The organism is Sphingomonas sp., assembly GCF_017304615.1.
Lineage (GTDB): Bacteria > Pseudomonadota > Alphaproteobacteria > Sphingomonadales > Sphingomonadaceae > Sphingomonas.
The window spans coordinates 1,466,362-1,487,876 of the sequence record NZ_JAFKLZ010000001.1 but is presented as its reverse complement, the minus strand read 5'-3'; the positions used below and the strand labels follow the sequence as shown (position 1 = coordinate 1,487,876).

General features: G+C 64.7%; 19 protein-coding genes, 2 tRNA genes and 2 pseudogenes. 11 read left to right on the top strand and 12 right to left on the bottom strand.

Going from position 1 to position 21,515, the window contains the following annotated elements; translation table 11 throughout:
• Positions 1-28: 28 nt before the first annotated feature.
• Both J0J06_RS07475 and J0J06_RS07470 read left to right on the top strand, forming a co-directional pair.
• A complete protein-coding gene (locus J0J06_RS07475; protein WP_294040674.1) occupies positions 29-436 on the top strand; it encodes a hypothetical protein in 408 nt (135 codons plus the stop codon).
• Positions 433-1,152, top strand: coding sequence for a ribonuclease T2 (locus J0J06_RS07470; protein WP_294040673.1), 720 nt, complete (start codon positions 433-435; stop codon positions 1,150-1,152). Before J0J06_RS07475 ends, J0J06_RS07470 begins: the two co-directional genes overlap by 4 nt.
• On the opposite strand, the gene J0J06_RS07465 is transcribed toward J0J06_RS07470, so the two are convergent.
• Positions 1,149-1,553: a DUF4112 domain-containing protein gene (locus J0J06_RS07465; RefSeq protein WP_294040672.1), complete on the bottom strand. Its 405-nt coding sequence runs from the start codon at positions 1,551-1,553 to the stop codon at positions 1,149-1,151. The genes J0J06_RS07470 and J0J06_RS07465 overlap by 4 nt on opposite strands.
• Before the next feature lie 26 nt (positions 1,554-1,579).
• Entirely contained in the window at positions 1,580-3,055 is a 1,476-nt protein-coding gene (locus J0J06_RS07460) for an ABC transporter substrate-binding protein (RefSeq protein WP_294040671.1), read from the bottom strand.
• A 76-nt stretch (positions 3,056-3,131) separates the two neighbouring features.
• Here J0J06_RS07460 and J0J06_RS07455 point away from each other — a divergent pair.
• Positions 3,132-3,217 (top strand) — tRNA-Leu (locus J0J06_RS07455).
• Positions 3,218-3,378: 161 nt separating this feature from the next.
• On the opposite strand, the gene ihfB is transcribed toward J0J06_RS07455, so the two are convergent.
• Positions 3,379-3,657 (bottom strand): integration host factor subunit beta, encoded by a 279-nt coding sequence (ihfB, locus tag J0J06_RS07450; RefSeq protein ID WP_294040867.1) that lies wholly within the window; start codon positions 3,655-3,657, stop codon positions 3,379-3,381.
• A gap of 197 nt (positions 3,658-3,854) precedes the next feature.
• Entirely contained in the window at positions 3,855-5,576 is a 1,722-nt protein-coding gene (rpsA, locus tag J0J06_RS07445) for a 30S ribosomal protein S1 (protein ID WP_294040670.1), read from the bottom strand.
• Between the two features lie 281 nt (positions 5,577-5,857).
• Here rpsA and J0J06_RS07440 point away from each other — a divergent pair, with 281 nt between their 5' ends.
• On the top strand, positions 5,858-7,156 hold the full coding sequence (locus J0J06_RS07440) for a chloride channel protein (protein WP_294040669.1): 1,299 nt from the start codon (positions 5,858-5,860) through the stop codon (positions 7,154-7,156).
• Here the strand turns inward: J0J06_RS07440 and J0J06_RS07435 are convergent.
• Genes J0J06_RS07435 through aroA form a run of 3 tightly spaced genes read right to left on the bottom strand, consistent with a single transcriptional unit; the run spans position 7,148 to position 10,116 of the window.
• Positions 7,148-7,783, bottom strand: a complete 636-nt coding sequence (locus J0J06_RS07435) for a d(CMP) kinase (RefSeq protein WP_294040668.1) — start codon at positions 7,781-7,783, stop codon at positions 7,148-7,150. The two genes, J0J06_RS07440 and J0J06_RS07435, sit on opposite strands and share 9 nt — an antisense overlap.
• Before the next feature lie 24 nt (positions 7,784-7,807).
• The gene (locus J0J06_RS07430) at positions 7,808-8,791 is read right to left on the bottom strand and encodes a proline iminopeptidase-family hydrolase (RefSeq protein WP_294040667.1); all 984 of its coding nucleotides are present in this window, start codon (positions 8,789-8,791) and stop codon (positions 7,808-7,810) included.
• Positions 8,788-10,116: a 3-phosphoshikimate 1-carboxyvinyltransferase gene (gene aroA, locus J0J06_RS07425; protein ID WP_294040666.1), complete on the bottom strand. Its 1,329-nt coding sequence runs from the start codon at positions 10,114-10,116 to the stop codon at positions 8,788-8,790. The genes J0J06_RS07430 and aroA overlap by 4 nt, the downstream gene beginning before the upstream one ends.
• 98 nt (positions 10,117-10,214) lie before the next feature.
• On the opposite strand from aroA, the gene J0J06_RS07420 reads away from it, so the two are divergent.
• Both J0J06_RS07420 and J0J06_RS07415 read left to right on the top strand, forming a co-directional pair.
• On the top strand, positions 10,215-10,529 hold the full coding sequence (locus tag J0J06_RS07420) for a TIGR02300 family protein (RefSeq protein ID WP_294040665.1): 315 nt from the start codon (positions 10,215-10,217) through the stop codon (positions 10,527-10,529).
• An 80-nt stretch (positions 10,530-10,609) separates the two neighbouring features.
• Positions 10,610-10,685: transfer RNA gene (locus J0J06_RS07415), tRNA-Ala, on the top strand.
• Between the two features lie 405 nt (positions 10,686-11,090).
• Here the strand turns inward: J0J06_RS07415 and J0J06_RS07410 are convergent.
• Complete coding sequence (locus J0J06_RS07410; protein ID WP_294040664.1) at positions 11,091-11,348, bottom strand: hypothetical protein; 258 nt, start codon at positions 11,346-11,348, stop codon at positions 11,091-11,093.
• A 485-nt stretch (positions 11,349-11,833) separates the two neighbouring features.
• Positions 11,834-12,964 carry an SDR family NAD(P)-dependent oxidoreductase gene (locus J0J06_RS07405; RefSeq protein ID WP_294040663.1) on the bottom strand — a complete coding sequence of 377 codons (1,131 nt, stop codon included), beginning with the start codon at positions 12,962-12,964 and terminating at the stop codon, positions 11,834-11,836.
• A 151-nt stretch (positions 12,965-13,115) separates the two neighbouring features.
• Here J0J06_RS07405 and J0J06_RS16860 point away from each other — a divergent pair.
• From J0J06_RS16860 to J0J06_RS07390, 4 genes and pseudogenes are all read left to right on the top strand, one after another.
• Positions 13,116-13,289 (top strand): annotated as a pseudogene (locus J0J06_RS16860) (LysR family transcriptional regulator); the annotation flags it as partial.
• A pseudogene (locus J0J06_RS07400) lies at positions 13,225-13,881 on the top strand (substrate binding domain-containing protein); the annotation flags it as partial. The pseudogenes J0J06_RS16860 and J0J06_RS07400, both read left to right, overlap by 65 nt.
• Before the next feature lie 43 nt (positions 13,882-13,924).
• Positions 13,925-14,248: a TonB-dependent receptor gene (locus J0J06_RS07395; protein ID WP_366931199.1), complete on the top strand. Its 324-nt coding sequence runs from the start codon at positions 13,925-13,927 to the stop codon at positions 14,246-14,248.
• Positions 14,249-14,384: 136 nt separating this feature from the next.
• Positions 14,385-15,230, top strand: coding sequence for an alpha/beta hydrolase (locus J0J06_RS07390; protein WP_294040662.1), 846 nt, complete (start codon positions 14,385-14,387; stop codon positions 15,228-15,230).
• A gap of 94 nt (positions 15,231-15,324) precedes the next feature.
• Here J0J06_RS07390 and J0J06_RS07385 read toward each other — a convergent pair whose 3' ends face one another.
• From J0J06_RS07385 to J0J06_RS07375, 3 genes are all read right to left on the bottom strand, one after another.
• On the bottom strand, positions 15,325-16,479 hold the full coding sequence (locus J0J06_RS07385) for a serine hydrolase (RefSeq protein WP_294040661.1): 1,155 nt from the start codon (positions 16,477-16,479) through the stop codon (positions 15,325-15,327).
• A gap of 148 nt (positions 16,480-16,627) precedes the next feature.
• Positions 16,628-17,896 carry a trehalase family glycosidase gene (locus J0J06_RS07380; protein WP_294040660.1) on the bottom strand — a complete coding sequence of 423 codons (1,269 nt, stop codon included), beginning with the start codon at positions 17,894-17,896 and terminating at the stop codon, positions 16,628-16,630.
• Between the two features lies 1 nt (position 17,897).
• The gene (locus J0J06_RS07375; RefSeq protein WP_294040659.1) at positions 17,898-20,372 is read right to left on the bottom strand and encodes a TonB-dependent siderophore receptor; all 2,475 of its coding nucleotides are present in this window, start codon (positions 20,370-20,372) and stop codon (positions 17,898-17,900) included.
• A gap of 167 nt (positions 20,373-20,539) precedes the next feature.
• Between J0J06_RS07375 and J0J06_RS07370 the strand changes: the two genes are divergently transcribed.
• Positions 20,540-21,445 (top strand): LysR substrate-binding domain-containing protein, encoded by a 906-nt coding sequence (locus J0J06_RS07370; protein ID WP_294040658.1) that lies wholly within the window; start codon positions 20,540-20,542, stop codon positions 21,443-21,445.
• The last annotated feature ends 70 nt before the right edge of the window (positions 21,446-21,515 follow it).

The following is a 21,515-nucleotide window of genomic DNA, read 5'->3' as shown; positions in this document are numbered from 1 at the left end:
GCTGAAACATTGGATTTTGGGGGATACGATGCGGCCGAAGTCGATCGTCTATTACGAATATGCCTATCTGGGGTCGCTGTTGCTCGGCGTCGTCGTGACCGCGATGACATGGGCGGTGAACAACCAGACGCAGGAGGTGGAGCAGATCCGCGCGACGCTGGGGCCGTGGTTCCTGCCGCTGCTCTATGTGTTCATCTACACCGTTTCGCTGGCCCTGTGGTATTTCACCGCGCGGGTGCCGAATGCGGTCGCGAAATGGATTGTCGTGGGATGGTTCTGCCTGTCGCTGCTCGGGTCGGGCTATGCGATCCTGGCGGGCAACGTGCCGAACGATCCCGCGGGCTGGCTGGCCGTCGCGGCGCTCGTGCTCAACGCGGTCGCCGTCTATTTGTTGTTCCGGCCCGATGCACGGGTCTGGTTCGGAGAGAAAGCATGAAGCGTATCGCGCGGATCGCCGCGGTGGCGCTGGCGGTCGCGCCGGGAATCGCCAGCGCGCAGGCTTTGGTCTGCGCCGCGCCGGGCGCGCCGCCGCGTCCGCGCCCGGACTTGCCGTCGGCGAGCGAGCCGCAGCGCAACCTACCGATCGGTGGCTATACGCTGGCGATCACCTGGTCCCCGCAATTCTGCCGCACTGGCGGGTTCACGCCGGCCGCGCGCTTTCAATGTGGCAGCGGCAACCGCTTCGGTTTCACGCTGCACGGTCTGTGGCCCGACGGCGTCGGGAAGGACTGGCCGCAATATTGCGCGGCGACCACCCTGCTGCCGCCCGCGACGATCAAGGGGATGATGTGCGCGACGCCGTCGGCGCAGCTGATGCAGCATGAATGGGCGAAGCACGGCACGTGCATGGGCATCACGCCGTCCGAATATTTCGGCAAATCGAGTCGGCTATATGCGAAGCTTCGCTATCCCGACATGAACGCGCTGTCGCGCGGGCCGCTGACAGTCGGCCAGTTCACCGCCGCCTTCGCTGCGGCCAATCCTGGTGTTCCGGCGGACGCCGTGCGCGTTACCGCCAAGCGCGGATGGCTCGACGAACTGTGGCTGTGCCTCGACACGCGGTTCAATTACACGCGCTGCAAGGCGGGGACGGGGGGACTCGCCGACAACGCCTCGCTCAGGATCTGGCGGGGGAGCGGACGGCGGCGCTAGCCCTCGATCACCGCGGTCGAGGGGTGATGCTTGTCGAGATGCTTCTTGATGATCTTCAGGTTGCGCGTGTTCGACCGGAAGAAGAAGTCGGGGATCGCGCCGACGAACGGGATCAACCCGAGCAGGAAGTCGGTGCCGACATTGCCGAACATGCGCGCCATCTGGACCTTGGAAATCCCCAGGTTGCGCGCTTCCCACACCATATAAGCGCCCATCGCCGCGCCGATCACGTCACCGCCAACCGGCAGCACGTCGAGGATGACGTCGAGTCCGACCTTGCGCTTGATGCCAGGGATCGTGAACAGCCCCTCAAGCAGATGCTCCAGCGCTTCGACGCGCCGGCGCACGGACGCGGCGTCGCGCCCGGTGGGGACGATGGCGCCCAGATCGGGCATCTGCATACGCGTGGTATTGACCATAGTCCGACTCAATTGGTGTCGGCGCGCAGATGATTCAATGGATGCCAGCCCCGCGCGTTCCCTTGCCATTGCTTGAGCCGCAACGACACCAACGACCAACGCAGCGGCGTCGCGATGGGAATGAAGGCGACATCGGAGGAGATCAGCGCGTCCGCCTCCGCGATCCGTTGCGCGCGCGTCGCCATGTCGGGCGCGTCGCGCGCCGCATCCAGCGCCGCGCGGGCATCGTCGTTGCAGAAGACGCAGGCGGTTGCGAGATACCAGCGCGCGCTGTCATAGGGCGCGACCGCGTCCACCAGCCGCAGATCGGCATCCTCATTCATCGCCAGGCGCTGCGGCTGCACGCCGATCAGGATCAACCGCGCGGCGATCTGGCCGTAGAGCATGGTGCCGCCCGGACCCGGGGGCAATGCGATGCGCAACACGATCGGGCCGGGATTGTCCGCGCGATATTTCGCGACGGCGTCGCGCGCCGCCGCCAGCCGAGCGTCGGGCGTCAGCGCTGCCCACGCTGGCACCGCCGGCGCCGCCGCCGAATCGAGCTTGTCTGGCACCAGCCGCTCGACCGGCTGGCCCCAGTCGGGCGTGATCGCGGCGATCAGCGCCGCGCGGTCGATCGCCTGGGCGATCGCGGCGCGTCCCTCCACGCTGGACAACAACCCGTCGCGCCGGACGATCGCCAGCCCGAACAGGCCCGCCGCCGGATCGAACTTGATATTGGTCGGCGCGATTTGCGCGCGGGCGACGAGCGGAAAGTTATCGACGGAGCCGCCGGCGACATAATCCGATTCTTTCGCGGCGAACCTGACTATGGCGCGCGCCGCACGCTCCCCGATCAGCCGTACATCCTGTTCGGGCGACGGCCCCTGGGGTTCATCCTCGGGCGACCGCACCGGATCGATCGCGGGACTGAGGAGGATGCCGCCGCCGGTCGCGCCGATGCGAAACGGTCCCGCCCCGCCAATGGGCTTTTCCCGGAGGATCGACAGTTCGGGCTGCGCGAACAATTTGAGCAAATCGGGCCGGGCGCGGCTCAGCCGGACCTCGATCACGGCGTCGGTCATCACCGCGATGTCGTCGATCGCGGTCAGAAACGGCTTGAGCGGATTGCGCGACGCGGGCGCGATCGCACGTTTCAGGATCGCCGCGACGTCGGCCGCGGTGACCTTCGAACCGTCGTTCCATTGCGCTTCGCGCAGCCGGAAGATGTAGGTGCGGCCGTCGTCGATCACGTTCCATCGCTCGGCGAGGCCAGGTTCGATCTGGCCGGCGGCGTCGAACCGCACCAGCCCCTGCGCCGTCGAATCGAGCAGCAGGCGTTGCGCCTCGTCGGCGTTGCGCTTGTTGACGTCGACAAATACGGGGCGGCTGCCGATCACCGACACGACCACCGGGCCCTTGTCGGGCCGTTGCTGGCACGCGGGGGCGGCGCACAAAGCAAGCAGGGGGAGGAGCCAGCGGCGCAAGGTCATCGCCCGCGTCATGCCAGTTTCGACGCGTCGGCGCCAACGGCAAGCTTCGCTTGCGTCCCGTCCCATAGCTTGCCATTCGATCGGCAGCGCGGACGTGGCGAAATTGGTAGACGCACGGGACTTAAAATCCCTCGCCCATTGGGTGTGCGGGTTCGAGTCCCGCCGTCCGCACCATAGATTTGATCCGAGGGCTGGCGCCGAACGGCTGCTATTGCCCAGGAATCAGCGACCCGGCGGAGCCGGGTCGTAGTCGGTCGTTGACTTGGGAGGTTGGCGCGCCGAACGTGCGTAGCCCTTGAGGTGCGCTGGCTTTGCTCCGCTCGCCCTAAGTTCCCTCAGACGTTCAGCTTGACCCGCATCTCCTTGCCGGGCTTGAAATAGGGCACGCGTTTCGCGTCCACCGCCACCAGTTCCCCGGTGCGCGGGTTGCGGCCGGTGCGAGCGTCGCGTGCGCGAGTCGAAAAGGCGCCGAAGCCGCGTAGCTCCACGCGACCATCGGCGGCCAGCCGCCGCGAAATTTCGTCGAAAAAGGTAGTGACGATCGCCTCGACATCGCGCGCCGCGAGGTCCGGGTTGGCGTCCGACAGCTTTTGAATAAGTTCCGAACGGATCATCTTCACTCAGTCTCCCAACACCAGCCGCACGAAACTATCGGACAGCCGTATGCCATTATCGCCAAGGCCCATCGGCCGAGGTGATAACCTTCCCTGAGCAACTCCATAAAACGAAAGTGCGTCCGACAATAGGACTGATTCGCGACTAAACGGCGACAAAATGGGTAGTATCGGGGCGATACTACCCATTTTGGTGCTTACTTCTTGGTGTCGCGAGCCTTGAGAGCTTCGCCCAGGATGTCGCCGAGCGACGCGCCCGAGTCGGACGAACCGTATTGGGCGACCGCCTGCTTCTCTTCGGCGATCTGCATCGCCTTGACCGAGAAGGTCGGCTTCTTCGACCGGTCGAAGCCCGTCACCATCGCGTCGAACTTCTGGCCGACCTGGAACCGCTCCGGACGCTGCTCGTCGCGGTCGCGGCCGAGGTCGGTGCGCTTGATGAAGCCGGTCGCGCCGTCTTCGCCGACCTGAACTTCGAGGCCCGCGTCGCGGACTTCGAGGACGGTGACGGTGACGATGGCGTTCTTGTTGAGCTTGTCACCCGACGCCGCTGCCGCTGCCGACGGGGCGCCCGACGGGCCGCCACGCTCGAGCTGCTTCATGCCGAGCGAGATGCGCTCCTTCTCAGCGTCGATGTCGAGCACGATCGCCTTCACCATCTCACCCTTGCGGTGCAGGTTGAGCGCGTCCTCGCCCGAAATGCCCCAGGCGATGTCGGACATGTGGACCATGCCGTCGACATCGTTGTCGAGGCCGATGAACAGGCCGAATTCGGTGGCGTTTTTGACTTCGCCCTCGACCTCGGTGCCGACCGGGTGCGCAGCCGCGAAGGCCTCCCACGGGTTGGCCTGGGCCTGCTTGAGGCCCAGCGAGATGCGACGCTTGTCCTCATCGACTTCGAGCACCACGACATCGACTTCCTGCGAAGTCGAGACGATCTTGCCCGGATGGACGTTCTTCTTGGTCCAGCTCATTTCCGAAACGTGGACCAGGCCTTCGATGCCCGCTTCCAGTTCGACGAACGCGCCATATTCGGTGATGTTGGTCACGCGGCCAGTCATCTTCGCGCCGACATGATACTTGGCGGCGGCGCCGTCCCACGGATCGCTCTCGAGCTGCTTCATGCCGAGCGAGATGCGCTGCGTGTCCTTGTTGATGCGGATGATCTGAACCTTGACGGTGTCGCCGATGTTCAGGACTTCCGACGGATGGCCGACGCGCTTGTACGACAGGTCGGTGACGTGGAGCAGGCCGTCGATGCCGCCCAGGTCGACGAACGCACCGTAATCGGTGATGTTCTTGACGACGCCGTCGATGATCTGGCCCTCGGCCAGGCTCAGGATCAGGCCCGAACGCTGTTCGGCGCGGGTTTCCTCGAGCACGGCGCGGCGCGACACGACGATGTTGCCGCGCTTGCGGTCCATCTTCAGGATCTGGAACGGCTGCGGGATGTCCATCAGCGGCTGGACGTCGCGAACCGGGCGGATGTCCACCTGGCTACCGGGCAGGAACGCCACGGCGCCGTCGAGGTCGACGGTGAAGCCGCCCTTGACGCGCCCGAAGATGACGCCGTCGACGCGGGCGCTCTGCGTGAACTCCGCTTCCAGCTTGTCCCACGCGGCTTCGCGGCGGGCGCGGTCGCGCGACAGCATCGCTTCGCCGTGCACGTTCTCGACGCGGTCGACATAGACCTCGACTTCGTCACCGACCTTCAGGTCGGCCTTCTGGCCGGGGGCTGCGAATTCGCGCAGCGGCACGCGGCCTTCGGACTTCAGGCCGACGTCGATGACGGCCATGTCGTTTTCGATGCCGGTAACGGTGCCATGCACCACACGGCCTTCGAAGCCGTCGGCGTCACCCAGGGTCTGTTCGAGCAATTTCGCGAAATCGTCGCGCGTCGGGGTTGCGGCAGAAGCCATAAATTCGAGTTCCTAATCAATGTTTTCCGGCCAACCGGTTGTCTCCGGTGGTCTTGGCCAAAACGCCGCGACGGCCGCATGCCGGCACGGCATCCGAACGAACGGGAAGGCGGAGGAAAGCGATGCGCCGCAAAAGCGAAAAGGGCGCGACAGGAAACCCGCCACGCCGACCTCCGCGAGAACCTGCTCGCTGGACGGGGGCGCACATAGCGCCGAGGGCGCGTTAAGGCAAGGTGGCGTAGGTCTTGGCTTTTTGACGCGGGCGCGGTTATGCGGCCGCCATGCCGATCACCTTCAACCGGCGGTGGCGCGTGTTGCTCAAGCGGCATGGCCCAGCCTCCGCCGTCTGGCGGCGCCGCATCGCGATGGGGGCGGGGGCGGTCACTATCGGGCTCGCCGCGCTGTTGTTCGCGCGGCTGGCCGACCGCGCCAGTATAGCCTTCGAAGATCTGACGCGGCTTCATCCATGGTGGCCGCTGGCCATCACGCCCTTGGGCTTTGCCGCGATTGCCTGGCTGACGCGGGCCATCGTGCCTGAGGCGGCGGGGTCGGGCATTCCGCAGGTCATTGCGGCGGCGCACGACGTGAAGAAGGCGTCGCACACGCTGATTTCGCTGAAGGCGGCGGCGCTCAAGTGCTTGTTCACTGTCGCGGCATTGTTGTGCGGCGCTTCCGTCGGACGCGAGGGACCGACGGTACAAGTTTCGGCTGCGATCATGACTTTCTATCATCGCGTCCTGCGTGCGCCCCTGCGCTCGTCGATGATCATCGCCGTAGGCGCAGCCGGCGTCGCCGCGGCGTTCAACACGCCCTTGGCCGGTGTGACCTTCGCAATCGAGGAACTGGCCGACGCGTACGAGCAACGTGTAGCGCTGCTGGTGATGACCACGATTCTGATCGCGGGTGTCGTCAGCCTCGGTCTTTCCGGCGATTACGTCTATTTCGGCGCGGTTGGGCAGACGATGAAGATTGGCGCGGTGTTGCGCGTCGCGCCGGTGGCGGGCGTGTTGGGCGGGCTGACCGGTGGCTTATTTGCTCGTCTGATGCTTGGCGTCGGGGTGGCGAAGCGGCGCTGGCTGCCCTTCCTCGACGAACGGCCGATCGTGTGGGCGCTGATCTGCGGCGTCGCGGTGGCGTTGCTCGGCGTAGCGACCGGCCTGACCTGGGGAACCGGCTATTCGGCGGCGCGGGCGATCATCGACGGCACCAATGCGCCGTGGTGGTTCGGCCCCGCCAAGTTCGGATCGACGCTGGCAACGGCTGCGGGAGGATTGCCTGGCGGGATTTTCGCGCCATCGCTTGCGACCGGGTCGGGATTGGGGGCCGTGCTACGTGTTCTCTTTCCCGACGATCCCGGCGGGGCGGTCGTGTTGCTGGGGATGGTCGCGTATTTCACGGGGGTCGTTCGCGCGCCGTTGACCGCGGTGATCATCATTGTCGAAGCGACCGCCAGTCGCGGGTTGATCCTGCCGCTTTTTCTCGCTGCGTTGATCGCTCACGCCGTGTCCGCGCTGATATGCAAGGAGCGGCTCTATCACGGTCTCGCCAGGCCGTGGCGCGAAAAGCTGGCGTCAAGCTGACGCCTTCAGCGCGCGTTGCCGTTCGACCAATTCGATCGCGCGGATAACCGCCGCCTCGATCGACAGGAAGCTCGTGTCGAGGATGCCCGCGTCCGCCGCCATGACCAAAGGCGCGGCGTTGCGGCCGGTATCGCGCAGATCGCGCGCGCGGATGTCGGCCAGCACCTTGTCGAGGCTGATCGTCGAGCCGTGTCCCTTCAGCTCCGCATGGCGGCGGCGCGCGCGAATCTGGGGTGTCGCCTTAACGAACAATTTGGCGTCGGCGTCGGGTGCGATCACGGTCCCGATGTCGCGCCCGTCGAGCACCGCGCCGCCTGGCTGTTGCGCGAACTTGCGCTGGCGCTGGAGCAAGGCGGCGCGGACCAGCGGGTGGGCGGAGACGATCGACGCGCGCTGCCCGGCGTCGTCGCTACGCAACACGGGGTCGTCGAGCAATTCGTCGGGGAAATTGCTCGCCGCGACCGCGTCGGCCTCGATCGCCGGGTCGAGCTCCATGCGGCGCACGTTTTCCGCTACGGCGCGATAGAGCAGGCCAGTGTCGAGATGGGCGAGCTTGTAATGCTTGGCGAGCGCGCGGGCGATGGTGCCCTTGCCGCTGGCGGCGGGGCCGTCGACGGCGATGATCATGCGATTCCCTTCATTCGCCCGAACCTAGGCGAGCGCATCCTGTCGCGCCAGCCACGCGCGGATCAACGCGACCGTTTCCTGGGGCCGATCGGCGAAGATACCGTGCGCCGCGCCGGGAATGGTGGCGAATTCGGCGCCGGGCACGCGCGCGGCGAAACCGGCGAGCGTGGCGGGGCGTGCCTCGTCATACTGGCCGCCCAGGAACAAGGTCCGCTTGCCGTCCAGCTTCGCCAGCAGCGGCTCGCCATCATAGTCGCGCAAGCTGCCGGTCGAGACGAACTCGCTGGCGCCCCACATCGCGTAATAGAGTTTCGGGTTGAACCCATCGGGATGCGCGCGGGCATAGGCGACGGCGGCCGTCGTCGCCGGCTCGCGGCCGTTGAAGGCGCGATAGAAGGCGTTCGTGCCAGTGTCGCAGACCGGCCCCGGCGCGACGTCGCATTGCGCGATGTCGGCCTGGACGCCGGTGGGCAATGAAGCGCGCAATGCATTGGCGTCGGCGATCCAGCTTCTGGTCGAGATGAGCGGGCTGGCCAGCGCCAGTCCGCGCAACGCCGCCGGCCGCCGCGCGCCATATTCGAGCGCGAGGGTGCCGCCCCAGCTATGTCCCAGCAGATGCCAGCGATCGACGCCGAGTGCTTTGCGGATCAACTCCGCCTCGTCGACGAACCGCGACACGCGCCAGTTCGCGGGGTCGCCGGGCCGGTCCGACTGGCCGCTGTCGAGCTGGTCGTAGAGGATCACCGCCCGCTCGTCGGCGAGCACGAGGGCGGGGAGGAAATGGGCGTGCGTGCCGCCGGGTCCGCCATGGAGCATCACGATCGGCGGTTTGGGACCGCGCAAGTCACCGTTGACGCGGACATAGACGCGCCCGCCCTCGACCGGGACCATCTTTTCGAGATCGGGCGGCGCATAGCCGTCAGGCTCCCGCGCGGCCAGCGAGCGCGGCAGGACAAAACTAGCCGCGAACGCCGCTCCTGCCGCGAGCAACGCGCGGCGGCCGATCACGCGACGCGCAATCCGTCGAGCGTGGTGAAGAAGTCCGGGTAGCTCGTCGCGACCGGCGCGGCGTCGTCGATCGTTATCGGCTGACGGGCATGCAGTCCGGCCACTGCCATCGCCATCGCGATGCGATGATCGAGCAGCGAGGCGATCGTCGCGTCGCCCGGGATCGGATCGCCGCCGGTGCCGGTGACGGCCAGGCCATCTTCGAACTCCTCGATCGCGACGCCGCATGCGCCGAGCGCGGTGGCCATCGCGGCGATGCGGTCCGATTCCTTGACGCGCAGCTCATGCGCCCCGCGCGCCACCGTGCGGCCCTGCGCGAAGGCGGCGGCGACGAACAGCACCGGATATTCGTCGATCATGCTCGGCGCGAGGTCGGGCGACACGTCGATCGCCGTGAGCGGTGCGTGGCGGACGACGAGGTCGGCGACCGGCTCGCCGCCGACGGTGCGCGGATCGACCTCGGTAATGTCGGCGCCCATCATCCGCAGGGCCGTGAACAGCCCGGCGCGGGTCGGGTTGAGGCCGACATTGGCGATCGTCACCTCGCTGCCCGGCACGATCGATGCCGCCACCGCCCAGAACGCCGCCGAGCTGGGATCGCCGGGCACGACGATCTGCTGCGGCTTCAACTCGGCCTCACCAGTAATCGCGATGACTCGCCCGCGATTGGTGGCCTCGACCGTCAACGTCGCGCCGAACCCCGCCAGCATCCGTTCGGAGTGATCGCGCGTCGCCACCGGCTCGATGACGCGGGTGACGCCCGGCGTGTTGAGGCCCGCGAGCAGCACCGCCGACTTCACCTGCGCCGAGGCGACGGGCAGGGTATAATCGATCGGCACCGCCGGATTGATCCCGCGCACCATCATCGGCAGGCGGCCGCCGGGGCTCGCGGTAATATCCGCGCCCATCAGCGACAGCGGTTCGATCACGCGCCCCATCGGCCGCTTCGACAGCGAGGCGTCGCCGGTGAAGGTCGCGGTGATCGGATGGCTCGCGACCAGCCCCGCGAGCAATCGCGTCGACGTCCCCGAATTGCCCATGTCGAGCGCCGCCTGAGGCTGGAGCAGCCCGCCGACCCCGACACCCCACACGCGCCAGACGCCGTCGTCGGATCGTTCTATCGTGACACCCATCGCGCGCATGGCGGCGGCGGTGGCCAGCACATCCTCGCCCTCGAGCAGCCCCTCGATCCGGCTTTCCCCGACCGCCAGCCCGGACAGCATCAGCGAACGGTGGCTGATCGACTTGTCGCCGGGCACGGTCACGCGGCCGGTCAACGCACCTCTTGGGGAAATCTCGACAGGCTGCGGCGCGGAATGGCTCATCGCCGGGGCTTTGACAGTGCCCTTGCGCTATGGCAAGGCGCGCGCCACTTTAGGGTTCACAACCCGAAAATCGCATAAATCGAAAGGTAACTAGCGGCATGGTCAAGCCGGAATGGGGCACGAAGCGCACGTGTCCGAAATGCGCGACGCGTTTCTACGATCTGGGCAAGGAAGACCCGGTGGTGTGCATCGCGTGCAACACCGCGTTCAACCCGGAACCGATCCTGAAGTCCAAGCAGCCTCTGCCGTTCGAGGTCATCAAGACCGACAAGCCTGAAAAGGACGATGCGGATCTCGAGGGTGAAGACATCGACATCGCCGAGGACGAAGAGCCGTCGGCGGACGATGAAGTCGATCTGGGCGGCGACGACGATCTGGGCGTCGAGACCGGCGGCGACGAAGACGACCATTGATTTTGTAGGGCAGGCGGGAAACACCCGCTTGTCAAAGGGGCGCTGCTTCGTCTAGGGGCGGCGCCTTCCCGCGAAGGATTGGGGCCGTAGCTCAGCTGGGAGAGCGCTGCAATGGCATTGCAGAGGTCAGGGGTTCGATCCCCCTCGGCTCCACCATTCCGTCGTGTAAGACATTGATTTTATTCCGTTTTTCCGGCGGAGTGAAATCTCCCCAACATTTTTCCCAACATTTTGACGGCCGTCTTTGCGCGGTTCGCACGGTCAAGTTCTTGTCGCACCCACCGTGTCTTCGAGGGCCTAGCTCATTATGTGATCGACCAATTGGGGCCTTGGACGGCCTCGAGTCGTTGGCAGATGAGATTCCATTGGCTTTGCCGTTCGTATTAGAATGATCGGCTTTTTTTCGTTGGGTTCGTCCGCGTCGTAATTTGGCAGAGCTTATTCCTCTGGAGCTCCAGCCCGCATCCGGCCGGCCGCTGACCGGCAGCTCATATATGCTTCTATTCGTCGCTCTGTTCAGCCCGCGACGCTGGCGATGGCCGCGCGCAGCATGGTTCTCGCCTAATCGACCACAGCCAATTCTTCTGATGTCAGGCGGGTCGGGGACGTGCTCCATTTCGCTTTGGCGCTCTGCGACGTGTCGTCGAGCCAGCGGAGAGCCTCGACGGCCAATATGCCTTCTTTTCGGACGAGGCTCTCCCAACCATCGAAATCGGAATGGGGGATGGTCCCCCGCACAACCGCGATCCGAACGCCTGGGCGAACGGCGCGCCAAAGATCGGACTCAGGTGCAAGAAGAGCATCGGTGTGACCGGACATCCGCGTTTCCATATCGCGCGATGACTGATCCGACTATGGGCATCAATGCTGATAGAATCTGGTTTTGAACGCCGTGTCGCATCAGTGGCTGTCCCTGGTCTATTCGGCGATGCACTCGCTGATCCTGCGCCAAGCAAAACGGCGGAGACGGGTACACGTTTCTAGGACCGTGATGTATATCGAGGTGCGCGAGGCCAGTTCTTCGGACTAGCGGACCGTCGGCCTTCTCGCAGCCAGCTCGTGGCCCCTCGCTCGTTAAGGGGGCGCGCAAGTCGATCAGCCGATTCTCCAAGAGATCATTTGAGGTCTTATCGGCTGGCCGGGCGTTGAGGACACGCTTGAGGGCGCGTGCCGACGGTTTTAGCGGAGGCTTGGACATGCGCGTCGGCCACCCGGCCAAGAGGGTTGAGTTTCAAATTCGCCCGATCGATTAAGCGTTCACTCCCCCCTTGTTGTGGCCGTAGGACACCATCGGAAAGTCGTGCCTAGAGAGGAGTGTCCGGTTTGCCGACATGGCTGCCTGGTGGAGAGATCGCCACGCCGATGGCACCGCGCACGTTTCCAGCCGTCCGCATGGCACCGAATACGTCCGACCATTCTCGCCAGACGAGCTTGAAAGGGTTGGTCACGGGCGGCCGATCTTTCAGGCCGAACTCGACGGGGTCCTCTTCCCGTTCCGCGCGAAAGGTACCGAACAACCGGTCGAAGACGATCAGGACGCCGCCATAATTGCGATCGAGATAGGCGTCGTTGCGGCCGTGATGCACGCAGTGGTGGTGCGATGGTGAATTGAGCAGCCATTCCAGCGACCCCAGCGATATCCTGGCTTCGGTATGAAGGAAGAACTGATAGCGCAGGTTGAATGCGAGCAGAACCACCACCAGCCGCGGGTCGAACCCGACCAGGATCAACGGCAGGTAGAAGATCCAGCCCGCCGACAACAGGTTGGTCCAGCCCAGCCGCAGCGACGAGAGCAAGGTCATCTGCTCGGCCGAATGATGGACCGCATGAGTCGCCCAGAGCCAGCGAATGCGGTGGCTAGCGCGGTGGAACCAGTAATAGGCGAACTCGACAGCGACGAATCCCAGCGCCCAGACTTTCCAGTCGTCGGCCGGGAGGTGGATCGGCGCGACCTTCCAGGCCAGTGCATAGAGACCGCCCAGGATCAGGCCGTTTATCGCTGCCGCAGGCACATTACCCGCCACCAAGCCGAGCGTCGTGAGCGCGGCTCCTCCGCCATTATTGGCGAGGATGGGCGTGAAAGCCCGCGTCATCGCGAGCGTGCCGAAATATTTGACCTCCATCTCACGCCGGGCATCCTCCACCTCGGTGGCGGCGATCGCTCCTTCGAACGCTGCGTACCCGGCATTGTTGACGAGCAGCGTGACGTCGGTCGGGACGCCTGCTGCAGCGGCGACCTGGTCCGGGTCCGTGACATCGAGCGGCAGCGAAACCAACCGCGGGTCGTCGCTTGCCAGCATCTCCCGCAGCGACGTCGTATCGCGTGCTGCGACGTAGAATTTGGCGGCGCCACGTTTCAGCAGCTCACCTGCGAAGTCTCGGCCCATGCCGCCATAGGCGCCGTTTAGCAGAACTACGGAACCCGATATTTTCATGACCGGCTCCCTTCATGTGTCTCGTCGTCGGCAATCATCATCGATCCGATGAAGGGGAAATGGCGCGGGGGCGGTAATGCCGGTAGCCACTGCTTTCCGCTAATATTTGTGCTAGAACAGCATCAATAGATGAGTTGGAACGGGTTGCACGGTGAAGGACATTCAGTCGCTTAGCCTCTGCTCTCGCGTGGCCCGGCTCGGCAGCTTTTCCGCAGCGGCGCGGGAATGTGGTCTCGCGCAATCGCAAGTGTCCCGGATGATTGCCGAGCCCGAAGCCGGACTCGGCGCGCGGCTCCTGTCCCGTACCAAGCGAGCGGTGGTCCCGACCGAGGCAGGCGCGGAATTTCTCGCGCGCGTCGAGCCTTATCCTTGCGGCGCTGGAAGACGCGGAGAGCAGCGTCCGGGAAAGCGGCGACCTGCAAGGCGCGCTGCGGGTCGCCATGCCGTCTACCATGGGTATCCAGGTGGTCATTCCACGGCTCGCCCCCTTCGCCGAACGCCATCCGCGTCTTCATATCGAACTGATGCTCGACGACTGGTGACAGGACATGGTCCGCGACGCGGTCGATGTGGGCATTCGCGTTGGCGCACTCCCGGAAACGGCCGGCACTGCCCGGTTGATTGGCACGATGCATCGCGTGATCGTCGCGGCGCCGGCTTATCTCGCGCGGCATGGAACGCCAGAGCACCCCTCCGATCTTTCGATCCATCGGATTATTTCGGGACCGGCGGCATCACGGGGCTCGTCATGGCAATTCCAGCGCGGAGATGAGACAGCTAGTCTCGACCTGACGCCGCACCTATCGACCAACGACACCTTCGGCGCAATCGCAGCCGCCAAAGGCGGCCTCTGCATCACGTCGTCGACTTCCCGGGCATGCAAGGGAGCCCTGGAAAGTGGTTTGCTAGTCCGGCTGTTCGTCGACTGGAAGACCGTCGCTGGCCCCCGCCGGAAGCCGATTGCCGGGTGCCCCGCGCTGGCAGATAACGGATTCGATCAGCTATGCCCCCGTTGGCATGCCGTTGGCGCCGAGCTTCGGCATCAGCTATCGTTACCTTTCTCGCGCGCCCGGCGAGCTCGCGCCGAATCCGCAGATCCAGGGCGGCTATAACCTTTTCGACTTGAGAGCGGGCGTGACAATCGGTCCGGTCGGTATCGCGGCCTTCGTCGAGAACGCCGGCAATGTCCGCGGTATTTCACAGGCGACGACGGGCATCCGCGGACCCCAACAGTTTCTGGTGCGGCCGCGCATGATCGGACTGACGTTGGATTACAAGTTGTGAAACGGCTCGCGGGCGCTCTGCTTGCTCTATCGGCGATGGTCGTCGCGCCGGCACAGGCGGCCCCGCCGCCGGCAGCGTCCGCATCGTCGCGCGCTCGTGCGGGCATGCCGGCGTTGGCGTCGACGCCTTTTGCACCATGTCCGACGGCACCCGGATCGACTATGTCGACTGGGGCGGCAAGGGTCCCGCGATCGTGCTGCTTGCCGGGCTGGGAAACTCGGCGCGGATTTTCGACGAGCTGGCACCTCTACTTAGGCGTGGGCGCCGGGTGATCGCCATCACCAGACGGGGGTATGGCCTGTCGGGGGACGCAGCTACCGGAGATTACGGCAACACGCGGCTGGTCGGCGATGTGATCGAGGTCGTGGATGGGCTCGGCATCCGCCGGGCTTCCTTTGTCGGACACAGCCTCGCAGGTGGCGAACTCGGCTCGCTGGGCGCCGACCACCCGGATCGGGTACGGCGGCTGATCTCCCTCGATGCCGCCTACGACCGCTCGGCGGTCCCGGCATCATGGCAGGTCTGCCACCGATACCGGGTCCCGCGGGTGCCGACCTCATTAGCCTCTCGGCGATGGCGCGATGGCGCGATGGCGCGATGGCGTGCAGGCGCGCTTGGCGTCGGGTCTCCGGCAGTCTCCAGCGATCTGGCAGCGACGATGCGGGCCAATCCCGAAGGGTTGCGCCCACGCACGCCCCCGGCAATAGCCGGCGCGATCCTCGCCGGCGACATGGCCGCACCACCCCGTTATACCAAGATCAAGGTGCCGTCGCTTGCCCTATACACGTCGAAGGACGTGGCAGAACAGGTGCCCGCTACGGCGACGCCCGCGACGCGTCGTGCGGTGATTGCCTACTCGCTGGCAAAAATACGCCCGTGGATGATGCGGGAAGAAGCGAGGTTCGTCGCCGGCCAGCGTTGCGGCGTCGCCTATGAAATTCCCCATAGCGGGCATTATCTGTTCTTGGAGCGCCCCGCCTAGGCGGCCCGCACCATCCTGGCATATCTTGCTACGCGTTCACCTTGCCGCTTCAACGTCACGGAACCGTGATCGAACGCAGCGTTGTGTCAACGCTTCATCGCGGTCGTAGCGCCTGGTAGACGAGCGGTCGTGTCACCTCCTGCAAGGCCGGGCCGCCGGGGCCGCCGAGGCGCTGTATCATGCCGACGAAGACAATGTCGTTGACCGGATCGATCCAGAACCAGGTGCCTGCGGCGCCGTCCCAGAAATAGGTGCCCTTTCCCACAATCTGCCCGGCCAGCGCCGGATCGGTATAGGTGCCGCCGTTCCAGGCGAAGCCCGTGCCCGGGACGTATGCGAAGTTGCCGATGCCGTATCCGTTGCCGGCGAAGCTGTCGGGCAGATGGTTTGCCATCATCAGCCTGGCGGCGGCCGGCGAAATAATCCGCACCGCACTCAACTGACCCCCATCGAGCAGCATCTGGGCGAAGCGCCCATAGTCGCGGGCCGTCGATACCAGCCCACCGCCACCGTTGGCGACGGCAGGCGGTCTGGTCGCGTCCAAGCCAAGAGGGGCGCCGACGAAAGGTGTCAGTCTTCCCGTGGAGGGGGCGGGCGCATAGAGCGTTGCGAGCCGGGACATCTTTTCGGGAGGGACGAAAAATCCGGTGTCGACCATGCCGAGCGGTCGGAAGATTCGGTTCTCCATGAAAACCGGCAGACTCTGCCCGGACAACCGCTCGATCATCGCGGCCTCGATGTCCATCCCGACGCTATACTGCCAGGCGGTTCCGGGCTCGTAGGCAAGCGGCAGGTTGGAAAGGCGATGCAGAAATGTCGCGCGGTTGGGAACGTCGAACAGGCGGGCGTCCGCATAAAGACGGTCGATGGGCGTCGTCCGACTGAGCCCGTAGGCGAATCCGGCACTATGGGTCATCACGTCGCCGACTGTCGGCTGGCGGCGCGGGACCGCGAGGATCGGCGTGCCATCGGCAGCGAAACCGGTCGCGACCTTGAGATTAGCCAATTCGGGCAGATGCATCGCGATCGGATCGGAAGGCCGCCATTTGCCCTCGTCGTAGAGAATCATCATCGCGACTGCCGTGACCGGCTTTGTCATGGAGAAGATGCGGAAGATGGCGTCCTTGGAAAGCGGCTTGCCGGTGGTCGGATCGTCGTCACCGTAGGCATTGAACCGGATGACCCGGCCGTGCCGCATCAGCAGCGTGACCACGCCATTAACTTGCCCCCGCGCGATGGCGGCCCGCATCGCGTCGTCGATGCGGCGAAGCCGCAAGGCGTCGAACCCGGCACCGCTTTCTTTCTCTCGATGGCGCGGGGTAAGCTGATCCCCCGATGCACCGCTGGAGGCCGACGATGTCGTGACGACCGCGAACGCCGCGAGAACCGAGAGAATTCTATTTAGCATTGGTCCAGCATAGCCAGATCGCGGCTGTCCACGAGAACGAATCTCCACCCGTCGGTGCTCCGTCGGTGGGATCGAACGCCTCGTAGAACCCGGCCCGCTCGATCAGGGCCTGCGTGTCGCCGCGCATTCGGGTGGCGAGTTCGACGTGGCCACGCTCGGCCAGCCCCAGCCCGATCATGTAATTCAGCACCGCCCAAACCGGTCCGCGCCAATAGCGCACCATCTGAAAGCCTGGATCAGCCGGGTCCAAGCTGGGCATCAGGAAGGGCACATGAGTGCCGATCCGCTCGACATGGGCGAGCAACCGGGCATCTCGGGACGGGTCGGTTAAACCGGCGTACCAGGACAAGAAGGTTGCGCTGGTAACGTAGCCGGACGATCTGCCGGTTATGGTATCTCGGGAACACCACGCGCCGAGTTCCTCATTCCACAGCCATTCGATGCCACGCTCGGCAAGAGCGATCCTCGCGCCGATCTCTTCGGCCTCCGCGGCGAGGCCCAGTTCGACTGCCAGCGACTGGAGGTCGCGGTCGGCGCGGAGCAGGATCATCGACATGCCGACGTCGGCGACCCGGAAGGGGTTGGACCGGGCAATCGCGGCGTGGTCCCAGCCGGCGGAACGGCCGAAGTCGACTAAAGCAACGTAGCGGTCATATTCGGCCTGGGTCGGCCGCATCGCCGCATCGAGATGCGATGTGTCGCGGCGGACGTAGGGCGCGACGCATGATGTATCGACTGCCATCCCCGGGGCGTCCCATTCCGGCGAGTTGTCGCGACCGGTCTCCCACGGATGCATCGCCACCACGACGCCGCGACCTTCGAAGTCACGATTCCGCCAGAACCAGCGATGCCAGGCGAGCAGCTTTGGGAACAGCGCTGCCAGCCGGCCGCGCGAGATCGGATCACGCTCCCACAGCGCGCGAGCCACGGTCGCCGCCACGGGAGGCTGGGTAATGCCCGAGGTGCGCGGAGTCCTTCCTGTCTGCCAGCGGTCGGGACCCGGGAAGTAGCCCGCATCGTCCTGCCAGAAGACGATGTGCGGCAGGAAGCCGTCCTGCCACTGCGCTTCGAACAGAGTTTCGATCTCGCGCCACGCGCGATCCAGGTCGAATGTCGCAAATCCCAAGGCGACGAAGGCCGAATCCCAGTTCCACTGGAAAGGATAGACCCGGCCGTTCGGGACCGTGTAACCGCCGCGGTCGTTGGCGACGAGGATAGCGCGAGCTTCCTCGTCGCGGGTCGCGGCGGTTGTGGTCATGTCAGAACGTGTAGGTAAGCTTGGCCGAGATACGGCGCGGTAGGATCGGACGCCCTACAAAATAAGCACCAATCGTCTGCGATACCTGGCGCGGCGAACCTTCAGTGATGCCGTGACTGTTGAACAGATTATAGACATCGACGCCAAGCCGCAGGCCCTGTCGGTTCCCGGTGGGAATTTTGTAGCCGGCAATCAGACGCCAAGTACTGAACCCACCGAGCCGGATCGCGTTGGAATTGTCGGTGTAGTTCGGACCGGTATAGGTGCTCGCGATCGACGCATCGAACGCACCATCGTCGTAATAGAGCCCGGCGTTATAGAGCACGTTGGGCTGTCGGGGTTCCTTGTTGCCGATGAACTGCGGCGTGATGTCGAGCGACGTGAACTTGTCGTCGATCAGGCTGACGTTGCCGTCGAAGCGCAGATGGTCGAACAGCTTGACGCCCAATACTGCTTCGACGCCATAGGCTCGGGTCGAAACCACGGTCACCTGTTCGGTGACGCCGCCATTTCCGGTATTCACGAGCAGAACGGTGCGGCGGTTCTTGAGGTCGTTGTAGAATACGGAGAGCGAGCCGTTTACCCGGCCGCCGCCGAACTTGAGGCCGGCTTCGGCCTGCCGGATGATCTCCGGCTGATAGGATTGGGTCTGGCCTGACGCGCTGATCGAGATCGAGTTGAGCGCAGGGAAGAAGAAGCCGCGGTTGGCGTTCATATAGACGTTGAGGTTCGGCGAGATCTTGTAGAGCAGGCCCGCCGATAGCGCCCAGCTAGAGGCCTTGACCTTGCCCGACACCACTGTGCCGTTCTCCCAGACGACGTTGCGTAGGGCAGTCGACAAGTTAGGCGTGGTCGTATCGGTGATGTAGGTTGCCGTCTGCGCGCGACCGATCTCGCCATCGGTCCATTCGACGCGCCCGCCGAAGTCCACCACCAGTCGCCCGGCCTCGATCTGGTCGGCAAGATAGACCGCGTAGCGCGACTGCGCCGCGGTGTTGTTGGTATAGCCGAGGCCGGCATCGAGCAGTCCGCCGTTCGAGATGACCGTCGGATTGCCGAGGCTGTCGCGCACCGTCAGGTTGATGAGTCGGGGCTGGTTGTTGAAGGCCGCGAGGTAGGCGGTGGTGATCGTGTTGTCGCGCGCCCAGGCGTCGGCGAAGTAACCGCCCAAGGTCAGGTTGTGCGTGATCCCACCGCTCGTGATCTTCTTGGTCAGGTTGAGCTCGATGGTGGTGTCGTGGTTCGGCCGGATACGGTCCTGGAAACGGTTGGCGAATAGCAGCGCGCTAGCCGCGACAGCTGACCCGTCGTCGGCATAGGTGAACGTGGCGTTGGTCGGTAGGCTGCGAAGCGCAAGGAATCCGGCCTGGGTCTGCGGCACGTTCGCCACGCCGTCGCCATCGAGGAAGAAACCGAACTTGTGGGCATATTGGGAGTATTTCGCCTTGCCGTTCAATCCCCAACCGTCACCAAACTGCTTGTTGAACTCCAGTGCGACTTGACCGCCGTTCGTATAGACGCCGTCAGCGATGGACGTCTGGAACCGTCCAGCGGGAGTGTTGAAGCCGAGGTTGCTCACTGCAGCCGTTTGGACCGAGTTGACGAGGCTGCCGTCATTGCCCGGTATGCGTTCACGCGTTGTTCCGTCTAAAGGAAAGGGCAGGTAGAATTGCACGCGATCCTTGATGTATTGACCATATAGCGTGACGAAGCCGGAACCGTCCGAGAATTCTTTCTTGATGTTGGCGCGGATCTGTCCGCCCTTGGTCGGAAGCCCCGTGCGGATGGGGCCATCGTCATTCCGGTAGTAACCTGACACTGCGTAGTAGAGGCCGGCATTGGCATCGAGTGGGCCACTCAGGGCGATGTCACCGCGAACGCGGCCCTTCTCGGCCCATTCGACCTGAAGCGTGCCCTGCGGCCGGTCGCTTCCAGTCCGCGAGATGTAGTTGATCAAACCGGCCACCGAACCGGAGCCGAAGAGATTCGAAACCCCGCCGCGGACGAACTCGAGCCGCTCGATGCCCAGGTCGTTGCGATAATAGACGTCGTAGGCCGACGAATTGAGCCCGAACGCGCTGAGTACGGGGATGCCGTCATATTGCAGGGGGGTGAGCTGATAGGTACCTCCAAGCGGCAACCCCTTTACGAAGACGTTGACCGCGACTTCGCCGCCGCCGCCCTCCGCCTTGATTGACGGCACGGTGTTGAGGATGTCCGCCTGGCTGGACGCGGCAGTGCGCTGGAGCTGAACAGCGTCGAGCGTTGTCACCGACAGTGGGGTGTCGCGCGCGGCGCGCTTCGCGCTGGTACCGGTGACGATGATGTCGGGCTGCGCGTCGTCGGTGGTCGAGGTCTGCGGCGCAGCAGGTGCCGGAGTGACGGCCTCTTGTGCAAACGAAGGTTGCGCGAACAGGGCGGCACCCGACAGAAGGGCCGCGCGTGACGTCGACAACAGGGTTTTCTGCGCTTTCATATCTTCCTCCCCGAATGCGGTCGATGACCGGTCGCACCGATTTCTCGGCGTCGTTATCGCAAGAGTGAAAGGCGACAGCGTAAAACGCTATACAGGAAAATCACAACGGTTCGTTGCCGAATGCGCAACAATGACCTAGCCATGCGCAGCAAACAAGGGAAATCCGCATGCTCGATTTTGGGGATCTGACGGTCTTTGCCAAGGTAGTCGAAACCGGAAGTTTTACCAGGGCCGGCGAGCAGCTGGGACTGCCCAAGTCCAGCGTCAGTAGGCGAATCACGCGTCTTGAGCACCATCTGGAAACCCAGTTGCTCCGCCGCAACACACGGGCGGTGACGGCGACCGAGGACGGCGCGCTATTCTTTGAATACTGCCTGCGCTCGATTGGCGTGCTTCGCGACGGCGAGCGCGCGCTGCAGAGCCAGCAGCGCTATCCCCAAGGGATCATACGAATCGTCGTGCCGCACGCGCTCAGTCAGAGCCTGCTAGGACCTCTGCTCGCGGAGTTCCTCGCGCAGTATCCCGACGTTCGCTTGCTGACCGTCGTGAGCGACGAGGGCATCGCCATGTTGAGGAACGGTTTCGACATCGCGATCGAGGTAGGACCACTTGCGGATTCAGGTCTCGTCGCGACGCGGCTGGGCAGCGCCGAGTGCGGGCTGTTCTGCGCCCATGAGCTCGCGGAGCGGATGGGAATGCCGCAGAACCATATCGAGCTCCCCCGGTTCGACCTCCTCGCGCTCGGCGGGATGGACAGGCGGCATCGCTGGCAGCTGCATCGCGACCGCGCCGAGGCGACCGTGGAGTTCGCGGCGCGGTTGGCGACCAACGACCTGTCGCTTCTGCGCCAGGCAACGCTAGCGGGACTGGGGATCGCAAGCCTTCCCGGCTTCCTCTGCAAAACGGACTTGGCCGAAGGCAGGCTCCTCGAGGTGCTGCCCGGGTGGCAGTCGAACATGCTCGACTTCTATGCGTTGTTCGCGGACCCCAAGAGCATTCCGGTCAGAGTCCGCACGCTGATCGACTTCCTCGTTGAGCGGCTCCGCCGCCGCCTGTCATGGGAGCCACATTGAGATCGGTTGCTCTGATCGGAACATTCCGTTGTCCAAACGAGCGCTATTGAACATGGCTCGCATCGGCCAG